This window comes from Chryseobacterium sp. 2VB, assembly GCF_005503635.1.
Taxonomy (GTDB): Bacteria; Bacteroidota; Bacteroidia; order Flavobacteriales; family Weeksellaceae; genus Chryseobacterium; species Chryseobacterium cupriresistens.
Window position 1 is genome coordinate 112,202 of record NZ_SCNC01000012.1, and the last position, 19,146, is coordinate 131,347.

The window sequence follows — 19,146 nt, forward strand, 5'->3', positions numbered from 1 at the left end:
TTTTCAGACCAAATCAAAATTTTTAATAAGGACAAATTGTGAATTTAATATTTTTTAACGCATCTGAACTTCTCTCTTATAAATGTTATAAGGTTGTAAGCCTTCTTTCTGTACAATTTTCTGTCCTAAATGGGTACATGAAAATCTTATAAAGCCATTGGCAATGTTAAAGTTACCTTCATTAATCAGGAAATAAAGAACTCTGGTAAACGGGTATTCCATCGTGCGAAGTCCATCAAAATCTGCAGTATACGATTTCCCTTTCTCTACTACAGGAAGTACCTTCACCATGTCTCTTAGTTTTTCTGAAGTTTTATCATAAGGACGGCTGAAAGTATTCAATCCGATAACGCCAATTTTATCAGGATATTTTCCCAGTTCCTCTATAATCTTCTGATTTCCCGGAATAATGGAAAATTTCAGGTCTTTTGGCTGTTTTTTTAATTTCTCGGCAACAAAGTTCAGGTTACTGGAATTGGTTCCATCAAAAATAAATTCTTTTTTATCAGACATCAGACCGCTGCTGATTTCTTCCATTGAAATACTCTCTTTCGGAGAATCTTTAGGGACAACAAAAACCACCGCATCCGCAGCAAATTTAGCAGGAAGGAACTTCAGATCTGTTCTATCCTCATATGTTTTAATTTCTTCAGGATTAAGATTTCTGGACATCACCACCACTTTAGCACTTCCTTTCAAAAGATCAAGAAGTCCTAAATCTTCTTTCTTGGTTTCTACTTTGATATGTGTTTCAGGATAGTTGATCATATAGCCTTCGGCTAATGCTTCTGTGACGCTTTGAAAAGATTCATCAGTGAAAATGGTAAGATCACCTTTGTGATAGGAAGGAGCGTTTTTCTCCTTTTTGCAGCTTGCAAGCATTATGCTCAGTACAAAAATTACTGCAAGCTTGAAACTATTCTTCATTTCTCGATTTTTTAATTCTTGAGATCGCTCTGTAAATTCTGAAAATACCATAGATAATGAGCACCACTCCCAATGCATAAGCAACAGCTGGCTCTAAAATAGTAAAGAAGAATTTGTAGACAATCACTACAATTCCTAAAACGATATAAAACAATCCCGTAACCAGGGATAACCAATTGAACATCATGTAACAAAAATACCAAAAAAAATAAAAAGAGAAGCATAAGCCTCTCTTTTTATTTATATTTTGAATAAATAAGTCTTATTCAAAGTTCATCGTAAATGGTACGCTATAGTAAGATCTAACGCTCTCCCCGTTTCTCTTCGCAGGAGTCCATTTTTTAAGTTTCTTAACTACACGCATCGCTTCACTGTTGAAGTCGCCGTTTGGAGATTTTTCTTCAATAGTAACATTCGAAACAGTACCGTCTTTTTCTACAACGAACTTAAGCTTCGCTTTAAGTGTTCCTTCACCTCCTTCCATCAAAGAAGTATCAAAGTTATCACCCAGGAACTTTCTCAATGCTCCCATACCTCCAGGATATTCTGCAGACTGGTCAACATCTTTATAGATCTCGTTAGGGTTGTTCGCTTTCACTTCTACTGTACTAGCTTTAGTACCTGTAGATGGTGGTGGCGGTGGTGGTGTATAAGCCGGAGCTTTTACCCCCTCCTGATTCTGTAAACCAGTTGTTGTTTCCAACTGCTTAGAAATCGGCGGCGGTGGAGTTTCAATTTTCGGAGCTTTTACAGGCTCAGGAACTACGTTCTGAATTACCTCAATTTTCTCCTCTTCTTTTGGAGGTGGAGGTGGTGGAGGTGGTTCTTCTTCTTTAGGCTGCTCGATAATCGGATCTTCTTCGATAATATCTACAAGATCTGCCTTCACTTCCTGCTTAGGCGGAGCTGTAAGATTTTTAATCGTAAGATAGATGAACGGAGACAAAGCTGCCAAAAGGAATAATGCTGTTCCGATAATAAAAGACTTGGTTAAAAGTCTCGGATACTGATGTCTAAGATCATAGGCACCATATTCCTTGTTTCTATTTTCAAATACGATCTCGTCTAAAGTAAGATTCTGACCGTATACATTTTCATCTGCCATAGATTAGATATAACAATTTTATGGTTAAATTACTTTGTAGCAGCAGCCGGTGCAGCAGCACCTCCTACTTTTTTCTCATAAATAGCTTTTTCCCAAGGTTTGATATCAGTAACCCCGTACTGCTCACTTTTGGTAATTGCCATTTCATCAAGAATATCAACAAAGTTCTTATATACAGCATCGTCAGTTGGCTTAATGATCACGGTAAATTTCGTTTGATCTGCAGCTCTAGATTTTGCCTGCTGAATTACTTTTCTAATTCCTTCTCTATCAAGAGTAGTTTCCATAAGAGTCTGGTCATTCAAGGATGTAGCATCCTGCTGGTGCCAGAAAACTCTATTATTTTTTCCTAATAAGATAGAAATTGAGTTAGAAAGTTTAATTTCTGTTGGAGGTGGTTTTTTTGTTTCATCTTTCGGTTTAGCCGGAAGACCCAAATCCATAACGTTCGGTTTACTGAACGTAGTTGTGAACATAAAGAAGGTAATCAATAGAAAACCCAAGTCCACCATCGGAGTCATATCGACTCTGGTACTTTGCTTCTTGGAACGGACCTTGCCGCCCTTGCCGCCTTTCTCTTGTACTTGTACTTCTGCCATTTCTATCGATATTATTCGTTAGGTTTACCTTCTTGTGATGTAATCAACCAAAATTTAAGAAAATCAATATCTCTTAAACCCTCAAATAGACTTTTAACTTTAGGATACTCAGTTGTAACGTCACCTTTAATAGCTAACTTGTAGTCAGGGTTAACGCTCAAACTTTCTTTTACCCAATCAATTAATTGTTTATTTGTACTGTCCATAGGAATACCTGTAGGACTCTTATAATTTTTCTGCTCATCTGCAGGCAAATCCAAATACCCTTTAAGTTGGTTCATTGGAACTCCAATTGCCTGAATTTTCTGGAAAGCTGCTTTTTGGTTGTTGTCAAAAGTAATACCATACTTTTGTCCCATTTTATCCAAAAGTGCAAGTCTTTCTGATGCATTTTCTACTGGCTGGAAATAGAATTTTCCGTCCGGAGTAGCGTTGATAGTCATTAAACTAGCATCAGGAAGCAATTTTTCCGAAATTGAAGATGGCGGTTTGATCTGCTCCACGTCAGGTTTTTTAAACTGAGTGGTCAAGATAAAGAACGTAAGGAGTAGGAACGCAACGTCACACATTGCAGTCATGTCCGTAATTACTCCATGTCTTTTTGGTTTGACTCTCGCCATTATTATAAAATATTTTTAATTAAACTTCTTTTAATTGCTAATGCAAATATCTTGCTAATTCTTAGTTGAATTCAGCGAAAGACTGTTGGATACTCATAGAGATCTCATCGATCTTGTAAGTTAATCCGTCAATTTTAGATGTAAAGAAGTTATAAAGGATAATAGCGATTGCTGAAGTACCAATACCTAAAGCTGTGTTAATCAAGGCTTCAGAGATACCAGTAGATAGAGCAGCAGCATCCGGAGTACCACCTCCTGAACCTAATGCGAAGAACGCCTTGATCATCCCGATTACCGTTCCAAGTAGTGCTACTAACGTTGCAACAGTACCTAAAGTAGAAAGGATCATCATGTTTTTCTCAAGCATTGGCATCTCAAGAGTAGTAGCTTCTTCGATAGCTTTGTTAAGCGCTACCATTTTCTGCTCTTTATTTAATGTAGTATCGTGAGAAAGTGCTTTGTAAGTAGTAAGACCTTCTTTTACCACGTTACCAACAGAACCTTGTTGTCTGTCACACTCTTCGATAGCTTCGTCGATTTTGTTTTGGTTTAGTAAGCTTCTTACCTGTACAACAAAGTTGTCTAAGTTTCCTTTTCCAGCTGCTTTACCAAGAACGAAATATCTTTCAAAAGAGAAAACGATTACAGTAATCATGAAAGTAATCAAGATTGGTACGATAACCCCTCCTTTGTAGATAATACCTAAAAACGATTCTGGGTGAATGTCTTTTCCTTCAACACTTGAAAAAGCTACAGAACCACTTCCTAGTTTATCTGCATCTTTAAAGTTTCCTGGGCTACCAAGAACGAATAAATAAATACATACTCCTATAGCAAATAGAATAGGAATAATAACAGCTGGATTTAAACCTCCTGCCTTTCTAGCAACTACTTGCTCATCATTTTTTGAAACATTCATTTCCATATTTAACTAAATTATATTGTTTTAAAATTTTACAGGGTGTAAATTAAAGGCAAAATTAATTAAAATGCAAGAGTCTTAATTAAACATTTTGCTTTTTTTTGATAAAGAAATTTTAATACGATTTCGAAATAATAATTATTTTAAATTATTTTATTTATTTTTTCCAAATTTAACATTTGAATTAAAAAATCAAAAAAATAAGACACCCATTTTTTTTAATTTCCCAATGTTAATTTTTTTTTAAATTACGATATTCACAATACGGTGAGGGACTACAATGATTTTTTTAGGAGTTTTACCTTCCAAAATCTGTTGCATTTTCTCGTTCGAAATCACCAAATCTTCCACTTCCTTGGCAGATAATTGAGCTGAAAGCGAAATTTTGAACTTCATTTTACCATTTACGCTTACCGGATACTCAATTTCATCTTCAACCAGATAATCCTCATTCAATGCCGGGAATCTTTCAAATTCTATCGATGTACCGTGTCCTAGTAGACTCCACAATTCTTCACAGATGTGAGGAGCATACGGAGAAATGATAACGGCAAGCGGTTCTAAAATATTGCGCTTGTTGCATTTTATTTTCTGAAGCTCGTTTACAGCAATCATAAAGGATGATACTGAAGTATTGAAAGAGAAGTTTTCAATATCATATACTACCTTCTTTATTAAGGTATGTAAAACTTTGTATTCCGCTTTTGTAGGTTCTTCGTCTGAAACTTCAAATACGTCTCCGTTGAAATACAGGTTCCAGAATTTTTTAAGGAAACCATATACTCCGCTTAATCCTTGAGTATTCCAAGGCTTGGATTGTTCTAACGGTCCTAAGAACATTTCATATAATCTTAATCCGTCTGCTCCGTACTCTTCACAGATATCATCAGGATTGACTACATTATATTTTGACTTGGACATTTTTTCTACTTCACGGTCTGTGATGTATTTTCCGTCTTCCAGAATAAATTCTGCATCTGCATAATCCGGTCTCCATGCTTTGAAGGCTTCAGTATCCAATTCATCCGAAGTTCCCTTTAATAAGGATACATCTACGTGAATCTGCTGAGTCTGGTAATCTTTAGCTAAATTTTTAGATACATACTGATTCGTTCCGTCAATTCTGTACACAAATGCACTCATCCCTAAGATCATCCCCTGGTTGATCAATTTCTGAAATGGCTCATCATGGCTGATATAGCCTCTGTCTTTTAAGAACATGTTCCAGAAACGGGAATACAATAAGTGACCGGTTGCATGTTCGCTTCCTCCTATATACAAGTCTACCTGTCCCCAATAATCTGCTAACTCTTTTTTAACAAAAGTTTCTTCATCATTAGGATCCATATATCTAAGGAAGTACCATGAGCTTCCTGCCCAACCTGGCATTGTAGATAATTCTAACGGGAAAATAGTTTTGTCATCAATAAGATCTGTAGCTACTACCTTCTGGTTAGCTTCGTCCCATGCAAATTCTTTTGCATTTCCTAGCGGCGGATCTCCATCTTCTGTAGGTAAGTATTTTTCAACTTCAGGAAGTTCCAACGGTAAAGCAGAAGTTGGCAGCGTGTAAGGCATTCCATCCTTATAATATATAGGAACAGGTTCTCCCCAATAACGTTGTCTTGAGAAAATAGCATCACGCTGTCTGTAGTTGGTTGTTCCATGACCGATTCCTTTCGTTTCGATCTCGGAAATCATTTTTGCTTTCGCTTCATTATAGTGTAATCCGTTTAAGAAATCAGAGTTTACACAAACAGAATCTTTGGAATCAAAAGATTTCTCCTGAACATCCTCTTCAGTTTCTACAACTTTCTTGATTTCAAGATTAAATTTCTTAGCGAATCTATGGTCACGCTCATCATGTGCCGGAACTGCCATCACAGCTCCTGTTCCATATCCCATCAACACATAGTCTGAAATATAGATCGGCATTTTTTCATTGCTGAAAGGATTGATTGCATAACTTCCTGTGAAAGCTCCGCTCACGTTTTTCACGTCAGACATTCTGTCTCTCTCCGTTTTCTTGGAAGTTTCTTCAATATAAGTATCTACTTCTACTTTTTGAGCATCTGTAGTAATCGTTTCCACTAAAGGATTTTCCGGAGCCAGTACCATAAAGGTCGCTCCAAAGATCGTATCAGGTCTTGTTGTAAAAACCTCAACAGTTTCGTCATGTCCTTCTACTTTGAACTGAACCTGTGCTCCCTGAGATTTCCCAATCCAGTACTCCTGGGAATCTTTCAACGGCTGCGGCCAGTCCAGAGTGTTTAATCCCTGTAATAATCTTTCAGAATATGCGGAAATTCTCATACTCCACTGCATCATTTTCTTCTGGAAAACCGGGAATCCTCCTCTTTCGGATTTTCCATCCTTTACTTCATCGTTGGCCAATACAGTTCCTAATGCAGGGCACCAGTTTACAGTGGTTTCTGCTCTGTAGGCAAGACGGTAGTTTAAAAGGATATCTTCTTTATCAATATCGGAAGCATTCTTCCATTCTTCTGAAGTGAAATTTAATTCATCATTCTGATTGGCATTTAATCCTTCTGTTCCTTTTTCTTCAAAATGCTGAATTAAAGAATCAATAGGCTCCGCCTTATCTGTATTTTTATTATACCAGGAATGATACAACTGGATAAAAATCCATTGTGTCCATTTATAATAAGAAGCATCTGAAGTTCTTACTTCCCTGCTCCAGTCGAATGAGAAACCGATTTTTCTCAGCTGCTCTTCATATCTGTTGATATTTTGTTCTGTAGTAATAGCAGGATGCTGTCCTGTCTGAATAGCATACTGTTCAGCAGGAAGTCCAAAGCTGTCATATCCTACCGGGTGGAGTACATTAAACCCCTGATGTCTTTTGTATCTCGCATAGATATCCGATGCAATATATCCCAGCGGGTGACCTACGTGAAGTCCTGCTCCTGATGGGTACGGAAACATATCGAGTACATAAAACTTAGGTTTGTCTGTGTTATTAGAGGTTTTATAGGTTTGATTTTCCTCCCAGTATTTCTGCCACTTTTTTTCTATCTGCTGATGATCGTAAAACACTTGATATATATGTTATATGTTAGACTGATTATTTTTTCTTTTTGTCAAGATTCACAAAATTAATGATTTTAAAGTAAATAGAAATTGAAATTATGATGAATTACAAATTCTACCCTCAACAAAAAAATCCCATCCGGAGATGAGATCTGTTTTATATCCTGAAGTATATACTATTATTGAGTAACTCTCTTGAAGGTATATGTTCTTGTCTGGAATATAGTAGGATCCTGAGTCTCCTCTCTTACCGCAAGATTGAGCGTTGTTGCATCCAAAGTAATCACCTTTGCATTCTGCGGTTCTACGATTCCCTGAATTTTCATCTGAACATCTTTCCCTTCCTTATTATAAGTGTAATTGAATTTTATATCTGAAAGAATAGCACACTGACCTGGTGTAGCAGTATCTCCCCAGTTCGTTTTCCCTCCTTTGGAGTCAGCGCTGAACCACCATCTTGTCTGTTTCTGACAGTCTGTATAAGTAATCGTGTTAGAAACCGGATCTTCACCAACTTCCACAGTGGTAACTACTTCTTTTAACGGTTGCCATGTCCCAACAAGAGGAGCTTCCAGAACAGTATCGTCGTCACTGCTGCAGCCTGTAGCGGCAGCAAACAAAGATAAACCTGCAAATAGTAATGCTAATTTCTTCATAGATCAATTTTTTCAAGCGCTAAAATTATAATTTTTTTGATTTATATTACTATTTTTTATGAAAAATTATTTCATCGACGATTATTTATATATATTTAAAAATAGTGACACCTCATTTTCCCTTTATTTAACAAATAATGAATACATGAGCATCGTTCATTCTATTAAAAAAGTTATTTTTGCAGGAAACAAAATACAAATGCAGGATATTACGAGAAACAATTTTGATTTTATACGTGTTCTCCTTGCCTTTATTGTCTTTTTGGGACATCTTGGCACACTCAGCGCTTCTCCTGACCTCAAGATTTTTGAGCACAGCCCTATAGAAATTGCAGTTTTCGGCTTTTTTGCGGTGAGCGGATTTCTTATTGCAAGGAGCTATGAAAGGTCTTCAAGCCTGAAAAGCTATTTAAAAAAGAGAATCAGAAGAATTGTTCCCGCCTACTTATTGGTTATTTTTTTATGTGCAATTTTATTAAGTCTGGTAAGTACCTATTCCTTCATTGAATATTTCAGCAATACACAAGTTTATAAATACCTATTTTGGAATTCATTATTTTTAAATTTTAAAGCACCCTGGCTTCCCGGAGTTTTTGGAAATCAAGCAGTGAATGGTGCCCTATGGACACTGAAAATAGAAATGTGCTACTATTTTGCGGTTCCTCTGTTGTTTTTGCTTTTCGGGAAAAACAATAAATACAGAAATGTAAGTTTGGTTATTCTATACTTCTTATCACTTATTTATCTCAATTATTTTGAATCTTTAAATAAAATTTCGATTGCCAAACAGCTCCCTGGAACATTATCCTATTTTATCCCTGGAATGTTGATTTACTTTAATTTTGATAAATTCATCCAGCATAAAAATCTCATTTTCATCATTGCATTCGTTACTGTGTGGATTGACTTATTTTTAAAAGTTCAGCTTTTTTCTCCAATGATGATCGGGGTTATCGTAATGTACATTGCCTATTCATTCAAATTCTTAAATAATTTTGGAAAATATGGTGATTTCACCTACGGAATCTATATTTTCCACTTTCCTATTATCAGAACTTTTCAGACTTTAGGATTGTTTGAAGATTACAATCCATTTGTAATGGCTTTGGTATGTATGTTGGTGGTTATTGCGGTAGGTGTAAGCTCATGGCATCTTTATGAAAAAAGATTTTTATAATTTATCAGTTTAAAAAACACAAATGAAAGATCTTGTCTCCATCATTACTCCCTGTTATAATTCTGCAGAATTTATCGAGGAAACCATACAGTCTGTTCTTAACCAAACCTACGAAAACTGGGAGTGGCTGATTACGGATGACCTTTCTAAAGATAATACTGTTGAAATCATCAGAAAATATAATGATCCCAGAATAAAACTGCAGGTACTGGAGAAAAATGGCGGCGCGGGAAATGCAAGAAACAACAGTCTGGAAAGAGCTCAGGGAAGATATATTGCTTTTCTGGATTCTGATGACTACTGGTATCCAGAATATCTGGAAACAATGACAGATTATATGCAGGAACACAATGCAGAACTGGTATATTGTAACTATTCAAGATGTAATGAACAGCTTCAGCCTATACTGAAAGATTTTCTGGCGGACAAAGTGGTTACCTTCTCCAATCTGCTGAAGACATGCCGCCTTGCCCCGGTTTCCACAATGTACGACACGAAAAGGGTTGGAAAATTTTTGTTCCCCGTAAAAAGTAAACGTGAAGATCACGTCATGTGGCTGAATCTTTTAAAAGTGATTCCGGAAGGAATTCCTGTACAAAAGACACTGGCAAAATACAGAATGCGTGAAAACAGCGTTTCAAGAAATAAAAAAAATATCATCAAAGATCAGTATCTTGTCTATAAAGATTTCATGGGATTCTCAACAGTAAAATCATTGTATTATACGGCTAACTGGGCCGTAAACGGATTCCTGAAATATTCGAAAATTTTTAATTAATGGAATATTCAAAAGAGTTCAAAGCTGCGCTGAGTGCTTTTTCCGGAACGGAGAAGGACAAACTTATTTTCAGACTCCTGAGAAAGGATAAATTATTGTCAAAAAAGCTCTACTTTGAACTGATAGATCCGGAAACTACAGATGATAAAAGAAATGCCATGGAAGAACATGTGGAGGAACAGGTTCTTCTTGCATCAAAATACGTGGGAAATGCCAAATATTTCCTGTCTACTGTGCGCAAAATAAGTGCTGAAATCACGGAGCATGTAAAAATCACGACCGATAAATTCGGAGAGGTTTCCCTGAATCTTCTTCTCGTGAACAAGGTATTGGAAAATAATGGTGATCTCAGCAGACAAAGGTTTGATAATGTTTACAAACTTTATATTTACATCATCAACAAAATCTTCAAATCTTTGGTCCTCATAAAAAAGCTGGATGAAGATTACTGGATGGAAATTGATGAATACCTTCGTGATACCCTGAATAAAGTTTTAGAGAATCATTATCTCCAAAAGCTATGCATCAATAATGGTCTTGACTTCAACTGGTTTGAATGCGACAGAATTCCTGAAAACATTGATCAGATCATGAAAGAGATTAAAAGCCAGGGATTTTTACGATAGAATTTTCTGAAGAATCATTCTCGTAGAGTCTGGCTTCCCATCTACAAATTTTTCAGCATTTTGAGACATTTCAGTAAGTTCTTCTTTGTTATCTTCATTCGTTAGAAATAAGATAAATTCTGAGGCCGTATACTCATCAGAGAAAGATTTCCCTCCATTGGCAGAGATCAGGTCGTCAGCTTCCGGATTCTTTTTGTAATGATTCCCAAAGATCACTGGAACACCAAAAGTAGCGGCTTCCAGAATATTGTGAAGTCCGGCATCATGAAATCCTCCTCCCACAACAGCTACATCTGCATAAGAATATAATTTTGATAATAAACCAATGCTGTCTATAATCAGAATCGAAGCATTGAAAGTTGAAGACCAGGTATTTTCTATTTCACTGTACAATAAGGCATCCGGGAACATATTTTTCAAATGCTCTACTCTTTTCAGATCGTGGGGTGCGATAATAAGTTTTACCGTATTATTTTTACGTGAAACCATTTCTGCTATTTTCTCTTCCGCATGCCATGAACTTCCAAAGACTATTGCTTTATTTTCACCAATAAAGTCTGCAATGAAATCTACATGATTATTTCTTTCCCGCAGCTGTTTTACTCTGTCAAATCTTGTATCTCCCGTTACGGAAGACTTTACCAGTCCTATACTTTTCGCCAAGGCCAAAGAAAACTGGGTCTGATGAAAAAACCAATCCACATTTTTCTGAAGCTGTTTTACAAACCATTTTCCGTAGGAAGTAAAGAAAGATTGCCTTTCATAGAATAGCGCCGAAATAACATAAATTTTTGTCCCTTTACTTTTCAGCTCAGCAAGGAGGTTGTACCAATAATCGTATTTAACCGTAAAAAATAGTTCAGTATTAAATTGATCTGTAAATTCTTTTACAGCCTTCTTATTGTCGAAAGGTAAATAACAGACAACGTCAGCAATGTGTTTCTTCTTAACCACATTTTCATATCCTGACGGAGAAAAGAACGTCACCAGAACTTTGTGCTGAGGAAAATTCTCCTGGAGCTTCTCCAGAACAGGTAATCCCTGCTCATATTCACCCAGACTTGCCGCATGCATCCAGATGACTTTATCAGTTTTTGAGAATTCAGATTTTACTTTACCCAAAGACTGCCTTCTCCCTTCAACGCCTTTTTTAGTTTTATCATTAATCAACGCGAAAGCCTTCATTCCGAAGGTAAGGAGACTGATGAAAATATTATATAAAAAAGCCATTTTACTTATTCTTTAATTTCAATTCTGTCATGATCCGTAGGAGGATTGGATATGACCAAAAACTCAATTTCTTCAGTGGATTCATTGGAGATAAAATGTTTTGCTCCCGGCTCAATTGAAATAGATTCTCCCTGGCTAACCAGGAATTTCCTTTCGTTGATATAAAATACGGCTTCTCCTTTCAAAATATAGAAAAACTGTTCTGCCACTTTATGAAAGTGCAGTTTCTCCGAAGTTGCTGCAGGCATCTTCTCCTGCTTTACGGATAAGTCCCGGGTATTTTTAAGGATCCAGCTGTCACATTGGTTCCCCCATGTATAATGTTCTGAATTATTTTTAGAATGTATCATTTAAACAGATAAGCAATAAAGAGTAATGCAGGAGTAAATAAAACAACTGATAAAAAGATAGTAGCAATTGAAATTCTGGGTTTAGCTTTATCATCAACAGCATATCTGAACATATAGTCCTGAAGGTTCAGAAAAACCATTGCCAGTACAACAAAAAGAATTCTCAGTCCGATTTTCATAATTAAAAACTGAGCATTCGTGTTCTGGTCTGTAATTTCTACCGGAAAATTAGTGTCTTCGGGATGTCTGGTGCCATAAGTGAATACAGCATACAATCCCAGCGCCAGTACAGGCATCAGAAAAGCATACATTTTCCCTCCAAATCCATCCGCTTTTCCTTCCATATCAAAATGGACGGGAATTCTCTCTGGCAACGTGTTATAGTTTTTCAGGGTAAATCCCCATAAAAAAGCGACCCATCCAAAATTTAAAATATCAAAAATTGTAAAAAGAATATTTTCCATTTCAGATGAGATTGAATGAGGATTAAATTACACTTTTCAACACTCTCAGTTTATGAGTATGCTTATTCATTTCTTTATTGAAGATTCCGGTGGAATCCAGCGTGTCTATTCTTACTTTTCCGGAAGCATGAATGATCTTCTGATTCTCCAGCATAATTCCTACATGGATAATCTTTCCTTCTGCGTTTTCAAAAAAAGCAAGATCACCAGGCTGTGTTTCTTCCACGAAAGTAAGCGGTTCTCCTACCTCAGCCTGCTGTGAGGCATCTCTGGGTATTTTTATATTGTGAATTTTATAAACCAACTGGGTAAATCCGGAACAGTCTACTGCAAAAAAGCTTTTGCCTCCCCACAGATAAGGCACGTTCAGGAACTCTTTTGCCGTCAGAGCGATGCTTTCGCGCACATCATGACTTCTTCTTGAAGCTACCACCGGAAATTCCACTTCTGAACCCATAGAAAGCAAAGTTTTTCCATCATTCATTAATACGGAAGAAAAATCTTCGGTAACGACGGTCACTTTTCTTTTGGCCAACTCTTCGTCTGTTACAGGCTTCAGCTGTTTGGTATCCATCCATCCTTCATAGCCATCATAATGCATTTTTATTTTGGTCCAGTTTTTATCCACTTCCAGAATATCCGCACTTTCTCCAAACAATATTTCCGTAACAATTTCAGCTCTGTCAGAATTTTCTGCACGAACCGGCGCTACTGTAACAATACAAACTCCTTTATTCATTAATTTTCAATTTAAAGATTGAATAATTTAAAGATTAAAATACAATGTTGTATTTCTTTAAATGTTTAATCCTTGAATATTTCAGTTACTTTCTGCGAAGAAAGTTCACTCCATCACGCAAAGGTAAAATAAGATTTTCAAAATCTTCGTCTTTTGCTGCCAAATCATTTAATTCCTGGATCGACTGGGTAGATTTCAGTTTCGGATTTTCTTCCAGCACTTTCCCATACCATAATACATTGTCAAATAACACCACTGTTCCGGATTTTGTATGAGGTTTAATCAATCTGAAATATTCGGCATAGTTTTCCTTATCAGCGTCTACAAAAATCAGATCAAAAAATTCATCTGTTCCTTTTAAATATTCCTTGGCATCCTGAAGTTTAAAATCGATCTGGCTGGCATATTCGCTGGATTCAAAATATTTTTTAGGAAGATAGGCAAGATCTTCATTCACATCCAATGTGGTGATTTTTCCGTCTTTTGCCAATCCTGATGCAAGACATAGCGTAGCATATCCGGTAAATGTTCCTATTTCAAGAATATTTTTCGGCTGCAGCATCTGGGATATGATCGTCAGCAGTCTTCCCTGCTGATATCCGGAAATCATATGAGGCTGTGTTGTTTTCTGATACGTCTCTCTTCTCAGCTTTTTCAGAATTTCGGATTCCGAAGAAGCGTGCGCCTCCAAATATCTGTCCATTTCAGGATTCTTTTCTTCAAAAAAACTCATACCATTTTAATTTAAACAAATTTAAGGATTTTAAAGCTACTTTTTTAATTCAGGAAGAAGATACAAAAAAAGAGAGAAATTAATCTCTCTTACATACATCTGTATATTTTAAAAGTTTATTATATTGCTATACAGTATTCTCTTATACCGGCACAAACCCATCCCGGGCAACACTTTGTTTGCAGGCTGGTACAAAATATCTGTGGATTACACCCGTTAATAGCACCCTGTACAGTTTTCATTTCTCCTCTTGAAAGTTTTTTTGAATTTTTCATAATAATTTTAGTTTAGTATTAATTTCCTACTCTTTAAGATTTTCGGATACCTCTGTTATTATTTCCTTATATGGAGATTTAAATATACATATTCTTTTATTAATCAGCTAATTATATACGTTAAAATCGCTTATTAAATGTAAAAAAATATGTATCCCAGTAAAAACCCCATATAAAATACCGTGAAAACACGGATGGTATTTTTGTGGTATTAGTTATAAGTTTGCAGTAAGAATAAGGGGTAAAAACACTAAGAGAAAACATGATGATTGCAGGAGAGACACAAACTAACCATGAGAATCACACTAAAGTTGTACTGAAAAGTAGACCTGATTCTTCTGCAGTAAAAAGTAAGAAAGAAATATCCACTTCATTTTTGCAACGAATTATTTCACTCCTGAAAAAGGAAGAATTAATTTGATTAAGAATAGATCCCGGCCACCTTCGGGATTTATTTTTGTTTTAAACGGTCGAATTCATTCCAAAAATAAAGACAATCTTTTCTTCAAAAAAATCGACAAATTATATTCCGAAACAGATTAACACACCATAAAAAAATCCCGAATTACTTCGGGATTTGTGATGATATAAGGTGTAGTTATTATTTCTTAGGAGCGATATCCATCAGTTTCATAAACTCATCAAGTTTAGGCATAATGATGATTTCCGTTCTTCTGTTTTCTGATCTTCCTGAAACGCTCATGTTAGTCGCTTTCGGGTTGTATTCAGAACGTCCGCCAGCAGTAATTCTTGCCGGATCTACTCCAAACTGAGTCTGAAGAACTTTAGCAACTGAAGTACCTCTTAATGCAGAAAGATCCCAGTTGTCTCTTGGAAGATTTGGAGAGTTCAACGGAGCGTTATCCGTGTTACCTTCGATCAATACAGAGTATTTATCGTAATCGTTGATTACTTTTGCTACTTTACCTAACACTTCCTGAGCTGCCGGCAAGATATTGTAATCTCCGGTTTTGTATAACATTTTATCTGAAAGAGAGATCATAACCACTCCTTTCAATACTTTTACCTGTACATCTTCATCAGATACATTATCCAAAGATCTCTTCAGCTTATTAGACAATGCAAGGTTCAGACTGTCGTTCTTGGCATTACTGGAGATCAATTGCTTGATATAAGAATTGGAAGCATTGATTTCTCCTACCAGTTTATCAATGTTAGCAGAACTTTTTCCTGTGTTCGACAAACATGCATCAAGTGATGATTTTAAAGCATCATGCTGGCTTTTCAATAAGTTATTTTCCCCTGCCAATGCAGAGTTCTGAGATTTCAAATCCTGAATTTCTCTTTGTCTTTCCCCAATATTTTCAATACACTGCTTATAGTTTGTGCTCAAAGCATCATACTGCTTTTTGCTGACACAAGATGTCATCCCCAGCGCCATTGCAGAAACTGCTAAAATTTTTAAAATCTTCATAAATAATCATTTTTAGACTACTCAAAGTTAGGAAAATTCAATTGAATTATATCGGTTATCTTTGCATAAAAGAAATTCTCAACATATATGTTGAATAAATCAGCCTTTATCAGTCAGTTAAAAAATCTCGTTCACGAGCCGGAAAATCACACCTATCTTTTAGCGGTAAGCGGAGGAGCAGATTCTATGGTTCTGGCCTCATTGTTCAGGGATTTCAGGCAGGAAATTCAAGATGCCGGGTTTCAGTTTCAGGTAGCTCATATCAATTATAAACTTCGGGGAAATGATTCGGATCTGGATCAGAAAACAGTGCAGGATTTTTGTGAGAAAAATCATATAAAATTTCATTTGTATGAAGTTTCAGAAAAAGACCAGAAGCCTGAAAATTCAATCCAGCTTTGGGCCAGGGAACTGCGATACCGTTTTTTTAACGAAATCAGGGAAAAAGAAAAGCTGGAATTTCTTGTTACCGCCCATCATCTTAATGACCAGCTGGAAACTTTCATTATTAATCTTTCCAAAGCTGCAGGTATTAATGGATTGAGCGGAATTCCATCGAATGATAATAACATCCTTCGTCCCCTTTTAAATGTTTCAAAAAAAGAAATTTATCAGTTTGCTGAGCAGAATACTATTGAATTCCGCGAAGACCTTTCTAATAAAAAAAGTGATTATCTGAGGAATAAGATCAGGAATGAGATTGTTCCGATGCTGATGGAGACCAACGATCACTTTCTGGAGAACTTCAGAAAAAGTTCTTTATACCTGAATCAAACCAAAGAGTTTGTACAACAACAGATTCAGGAAATAGAAAATCGTCTGACCATATTTAACCCAAACTATAAAATCTTATCAAAGGGAAAGCTGGATAGTGAAAGCGATTTTGTAAAATTTGAAATATTAAAGAAATACGGATTCAATCAGGAGGAAGAAATTCCGAAAATTTTTAAAGCCGGAAATAACAGTTCTTTTTTTTCAAAGGAATATCAGTTGATTGTCAACCGGGATGAACTGATCTTTATTGATAAAAGTGGAAAAAAGGAAACTACGGAAGAAATAGTATTGATTGAACACTTTGATTTTTCTGAAAACCAGATGAGCATCAATCTCGTAGATGATATTGAAAACATTTCCGGAATCAATAAAGGATTTGAATGGGATTTCGATGCTGAAAAGCTTCAGTTTCCACTTCTTTTGAGGAAACAGCAGGATGGAGATGAATTTTATCCGACAGCGTTTCCAGGAAAAAAGAAAGTTTCTAAATTTTTCAGAGACGAAAAACTATCTCCTTTGATTAAGGAAAAGACCTGGTTATTATGTGACTCCGGAAACCATATCCTGGGAGTTATCCCTCTCAGACAGGATCGCAGATTTCAGGCAGACAGTACTACTCAAAAAAAGATAACTGTAAAGTGGACAGAAAAACAACTAATTCGTTAGCTGTTGATGATTTTAAGAAAGACAGCAATATAGCTTTTGGAATTTTATACCAACAGTATTTTGGTTATACCCAGAAATTCATTCTCAAAAATAAAGGAAATCTTGAAGATGCAGAAGATATCTTCCAGGATGCACTGCTCATTCTTTACGAAAAGTTGAATGCTGACGAATTTAAAGTTCAGACCTGTCTCGGAAATTATATTATCGGAATTGTAAAAAATCTGTGGTTTAAAAAACTAAAAAACAGAAACTTTTATGTTGAGTCTCCTGAAAACTATTTCATGGAACATCGGGAGGAAATAGGTACGGCCATTGAAAATGAAAGATATTACTGGGAAAAACTGGTTGGTTATATCAAATCGATCTCTTCCCATTGTCAGAATCTGATTCATGACATTTTTATTGAAAACAAAAGTATAGAGGAAATTCAGAATAAATATCAGTATTCAAGCAGGCATAATGCTCAGAATCAAAAATACAAATGTGTAGAGCAGATCAAAAGGATTAAAAATAATAGCATTTTTTCTATCTGACAATCAAATCATTAAAAAAAATAATTTAATCTGTGGGTGATTTTTTCATAAATCAGGGAACCTAATAAGAAAAGAAATATATGTTCAAAAAAATCGTTTTGAGTTTTCTTATAGCAATAGGAATTTCATTACATGCACAAAGCACAGGCATCAGTTTTCAAAAAATTGATTTGGAAGCCGCGAAAAAAATCGCAACAAAAGAAAATAAACTGATCTTCATTGATCTGTTCACTACCTGGTGTGGTCCATGCAAACTCATGGCAAAAAACACTTTCACAGATTCCAGAGTCGGAGAAATGTTCAACAAAAATTTTGTAAACCTTGCCATAGACGCAGAAAAAGAAGGCCTGAGCCTGGCCAAAGAATTTAAAGTAGTCAACTACCCTTCTTTTTTATTCCTGGATCCGAAGGGAAAACTGGTTCAATATGATTTCGGCTATTATAATGCTGAACAGTTTTTAGGCGTAGGAGCAGCTGTTATTGAAAAAAAAATGCCTCAGTCCGGTAAAACTTTAGATCAGGTAAAGGGAAAAATGATTGGAGATAAGATAGGTAATTTCAGTGCGAAAGATCATTTGGGAAATACATTTTCTTCATCAGAAGAAAACAAAAAACTGGTGGTCGTTTTTATTCGCGGACAATGGTGCCCTTATTGTAACAAATATATTGAAACATTACAGAATCTGGCTCCTGAACTGAAGTCGAAAAATGCAAAACTCATTATTATTTCTCCTGAAAAACCGGAATTTATCGAAAAGACAATCAGTAAAACAAAGACCGATTATACCGTTTTATATGATGAAGGCTATAAAATAGCAGAAGCATTTGACGTCCTTTATACTCCTGACAGTGAAACTCTTAATTTATATAATTCAAAATTAAAGGAGGATTTTGCCGACAGCAGATCAGATCATTCCGGAAGACTTCCTGTATCGGCAACCTTCATCCTTAATGAGGGGAAAGAAATTACATGGAGACATTTTGATACAGACTATAAAAAGAGAGCATCCCTAGAAGATATTGTAAAAAACCTGAATTGATTGATCCAAAAACTGTTATCAGGACAAACGATCATCATCATAATACCACTTTGGAAAAATTGACAAAATCAATAATCACTTTAAATGATGAAATAAGTGATAGCGCTATGGTGATAAAGGCAGAAGACGAAATATTTTTAGGCATCAGGCTTAAAAAAAGAAAGTTTCTAAATTTTTTAGGGACGAAAAATTATCTATTTTAGCGAGGCAAAAAATCCGGACACGCACTCATCAGGAAAAATACTGTATTTGACAGCTATCCTTCAGGGAAAACAGAAGATATGCAAAGAATGAGAAAACGAAATGGAGTCTCAAAACTTTAATGAAATGAACAATGAAATTTAGAAACTGGTTTTTATTAATTCTACTATTTTTAGCGACAGGAATTAATGCGCAGATAAAAAATCCTGTAAAGTTTAAATTCACCATCAACGATCTGGGAAACA

At 35.8% G+C, this 19,146-nt stretch carries 21 protein-coding genes; 6 read left to right on the top strand and 15 right to left on the bottom strand.

Annotation, left to right across the window (positions count from 1 at the left end; all coding sequences use genetic code 11):
* Nucleotides 1-54: 54 nt before the first annotated feature.
* The 8 genes from FFS26_RS13115 to FFS26_RS13150 all read right to left on the bottom strand — a co-directional run bounded on the left by FFS26_RS13115 (nt 55) and on the right by FFS26_RS13150 (nt 7,880).
* Complete coding sequence (locus tag FFS26_RS13115) at nt 55-927, bottom strand: PstS family phosphate ABC transporter substrate-binding protein (RefSeq protein ID WP_137905212.1); 873 nt, start codon at nt 925-927, stop codon at nt 55-57.
* Nucleotides 917-1,114 (bottom strand): DUF308 domain-containing protein, encoded by a 198-nt coding sequence (locus FFS26_RS13120; protein WP_171006307.1) that lies wholly within the window; start codon nt 1,112-1,114, stop codon nt 917-919. The genes FFS26_RS13115 and FFS26_RS13120 overlap by 11 nt, the downstream gene beginning before the upstream one ends.
* 75 nt (nt 1,115-1,189) lie before the next feature.
* A complete protein-coding gene (locus tag FFS26_RS13125; RefSeq protein WP_062675757.1) occupies nt 1,190-2,032 on the bottom strand; it encodes an energy transducer TonB in 843 nt (280 codons plus the stop codon).
* 29 nt (nt 2,033-2,061) lie between these two features.
* Entirely contained in the window at nt 2,062-2,631 is a 570-nt protein-coding gene (locus FFS26_RS13130) for an ExbD/TolR family protein (RefSeq protein ID WP_110008287.1), read from the bottom strand.
* Between the two features lie 11 nt (nt 2,632-2,642).
* Entirely contained in the window at nt 2,643-3,251 is a 609-nt protein-coding gene (locus FFS26_RS13135; RefSeq protein WP_047435560.1) for an ExbD/TolR family protein, read from the bottom strand.
* 61 nt (nt 3,252-3,312) lie between these two features.
* A complete protein-coding gene (locus FFS26_RS13140) occupies nt 3,313-4,176 on the bottom strand; it encodes a MotA/TolQ/ExbB proton channel family protein (RefSeq protein WP_076594929.1) in 864 nt (287 codons plus the stop codon).
* A gap of 240 nt (nt 4,177-4,416) precedes the next feature.
* Complete coding sequence (leuS, locus tag FFS26_RS13145) at nt 4,417-7,230, bottom strand: leucine--tRNA ligase (RefSeq protein ID WP_137905213.1); 2,814 nt, start codon at nt 7,228-7,230, stop codon at nt 4,417-4,419.
* 173 nt (nt 7,231-7,403) lie between these two features.
* Complete coding sequence (locus FFS26_RS13150; protein WP_110008289.1) at nt 7,404-7,880, bottom strand: lipocalin family protein; 477 nt, start codon at nt 7,878-7,880, stop codon at nt 7,404-7,406.
* Between the two features lie 145 nt (nt 7,881-8,025).
* Here FFS26_RS13150 and FFS26_RS13155 point away from each other — a divergent pair, with 145 nt between their 5' ends.
* From FFS26_RS13155 to FFS26_RS13165, 3 genes are read left to right on the top strand one after another with little or no spacing between them, the layout of a single operon-like run.
* Complete coding sequence (locus FFS26_RS13155; protein ID WP_171006308.1) at nt 8,026-9,057, top strand: acyltransferase family protein; 1,032 nt, start codon at nt 8,026-8,028, stop codon at nt 9,055-9,057.
* Between the two features lie 22 nt (nt 9,058-9,079).
* Nucleotides 9,080-9,835, top strand: a complete 756-nt coding sequence (locus FFS26_RS13160; RefSeq protein WP_110008291.1) for a glycosyltransferase family 2 protein — start codon at nt 9,080-9,082, stop codon at nt 9,833-9,835.
* The gene (locus FFS26_RS13165; RefSeq protein WP_110008292.1) at nt 9,835-10,461 is read left to right on the top strand and encodes a deoxyuridine 5'-triphosphate nucleotidohydrolase; all 627 of its coding nucleotides are present in this window, start codon (nt 9,835-9,837) and stop codon (nt 10,459-10,461) included. Before FFS26_RS13160 ends, FFS26_RS13165 begins: the two co-directional genes overlap by 1 nt.
* Here the strand turns inward: FFS26_RS13165 and FFS26_RS13170 are convergent.
* The 7 genes from FFS26_RS13170 to FFS26_RS13195 form a co-directional block, all read right to left on the bottom strand.
* Nucleotides 10,453-11,691 carry a 3-deoxy-D-manno-octulosonic acid transferase gene (locus tag FFS26_RS13170; RefSeq protein ID WP_110008293.1) on the bottom strand — a complete coding sequence of 413 codons (1,239 nt, stop codon included), beginning with the start codon at nt 11,689-11,691 and terminating at the stop codon, nt 10,453-10,455. The two genes, FFS26_RS13165 and FFS26_RS13170, sit on opposite strands and share 9 nt — an antisense overlap.
* A 5-nt stretch (nt 11,692-11,696) precedes the next feature.
* Nucleotides 11,697-12,041 (bottom strand): cupin domain-containing protein, encoded by a 345-nt coding sequence (locus tag FFS26_RS13175; protein WP_137905214.1) that lies wholly within the window; start codon nt 12,039-12,041, stop codon nt 11,697-11,699.
* A complete protein-coding gene (locus FFS26_RS13180) occupies nt 12,038-12,505 on the bottom strand; it encodes a DUF1648 domain-containing protein (RefSeq protein WP_110008295.1) in 468 nt (155 codons plus the stop codon). Before FFS26_RS13180 ends, FFS26_RS13175 begins: the two co-directional genes overlap by 4 nt.
* 22 nt (nt 12,506-12,527) lie before the next feature.
* Nucleotides 12,528-13,244, bottom strand: a complete 717-nt coding sequence (locus FFS26_RS13185; protein ID WP_110008296.1) for a C40 family peptidase — start codon at nt 13,242-13,244, stop codon at nt 12,528-12,530.
* Between the two features lie 85 nt (nt 13,245-13,329).
* Nucleotides 13,330-13,977 carry an O-methyltransferase gene (locus tag FFS26_RS13190; RefSeq protein ID WP_137905215.1) on the bottom strand — a complete coding sequence of 216 codons (648 nt, stop codon included), beginning with the start codon at nt 13,975-13,977 and terminating at the stop codon, nt 13,330-13,332.
* A 119-nt stretch (nt 13,978-14,096) separates the two neighbouring features.
* A complete protein-coding gene (locus tag FFS26_RS22990; protein WP_407936191.1) occupies nt 14,097-14,252 on the bottom strand; it encodes a CCPGW family putative bacteriocin in 156 nt (51 codons plus the stop codon).
* 601 nt (nt 14,253-14,853) lie between these two features.
* Nucleotides 14,854-15,687, bottom strand: coding sequence for an OmpA family protein (locus FFS26_RS13195; RefSeq protein ID WP_047435593.1), 834 nt, complete (start codon nt 15,685-15,687; stop codon nt 14,854-14,856).
* Between the two features lie 87 nt (nt 15,688-15,774).
* On the opposite strand from FFS26_RS13195, the gene tilS reads away from it, so the two are divergent.
* From tilS to FFS26_RS13210, 3 genes are all read left to right on the top strand, one after another.
* The gene (gene tilS, locus FFS26_RS13200) at nt 15,775-17,127 is read left to right on the top strand and encodes a tRNA lysidine(34) synthetase TilS (protein WP_110008298.1); all 1,353 of its coding nucleotides are present in this window, start codon (nt 15,775-15,777) and stop codon (nt 17,125-17,127) included.
* Nucleotides 17,100-17,660, top strand: coding sequence for an RNA polymerase sigma factor (locus tag FFS26_RS13205; RefSeq protein ID WP_110008299.1), 561 nt, complete (start codon nt 17,100-17,102; stop codon nt 17,658-17,660). The genes tilS and FFS26_RS13205 overlap by 28 nt, the downstream gene beginning before the upstream one ends.
* Before the next feature lie 98 nt (nt 17,661-17,758).
* Complete coding sequence (locus tag FFS26_RS13210; protein WP_171006309.1) at nt 17,759-18,700, top strand: redoxin domain-containing protein; 942 nt, start codon at nt 17,759-17,761, stop codon at nt 18,698-18,700.
* Nucleotides 18,701-19,146 lie beyond the last annotated feature (446 nt).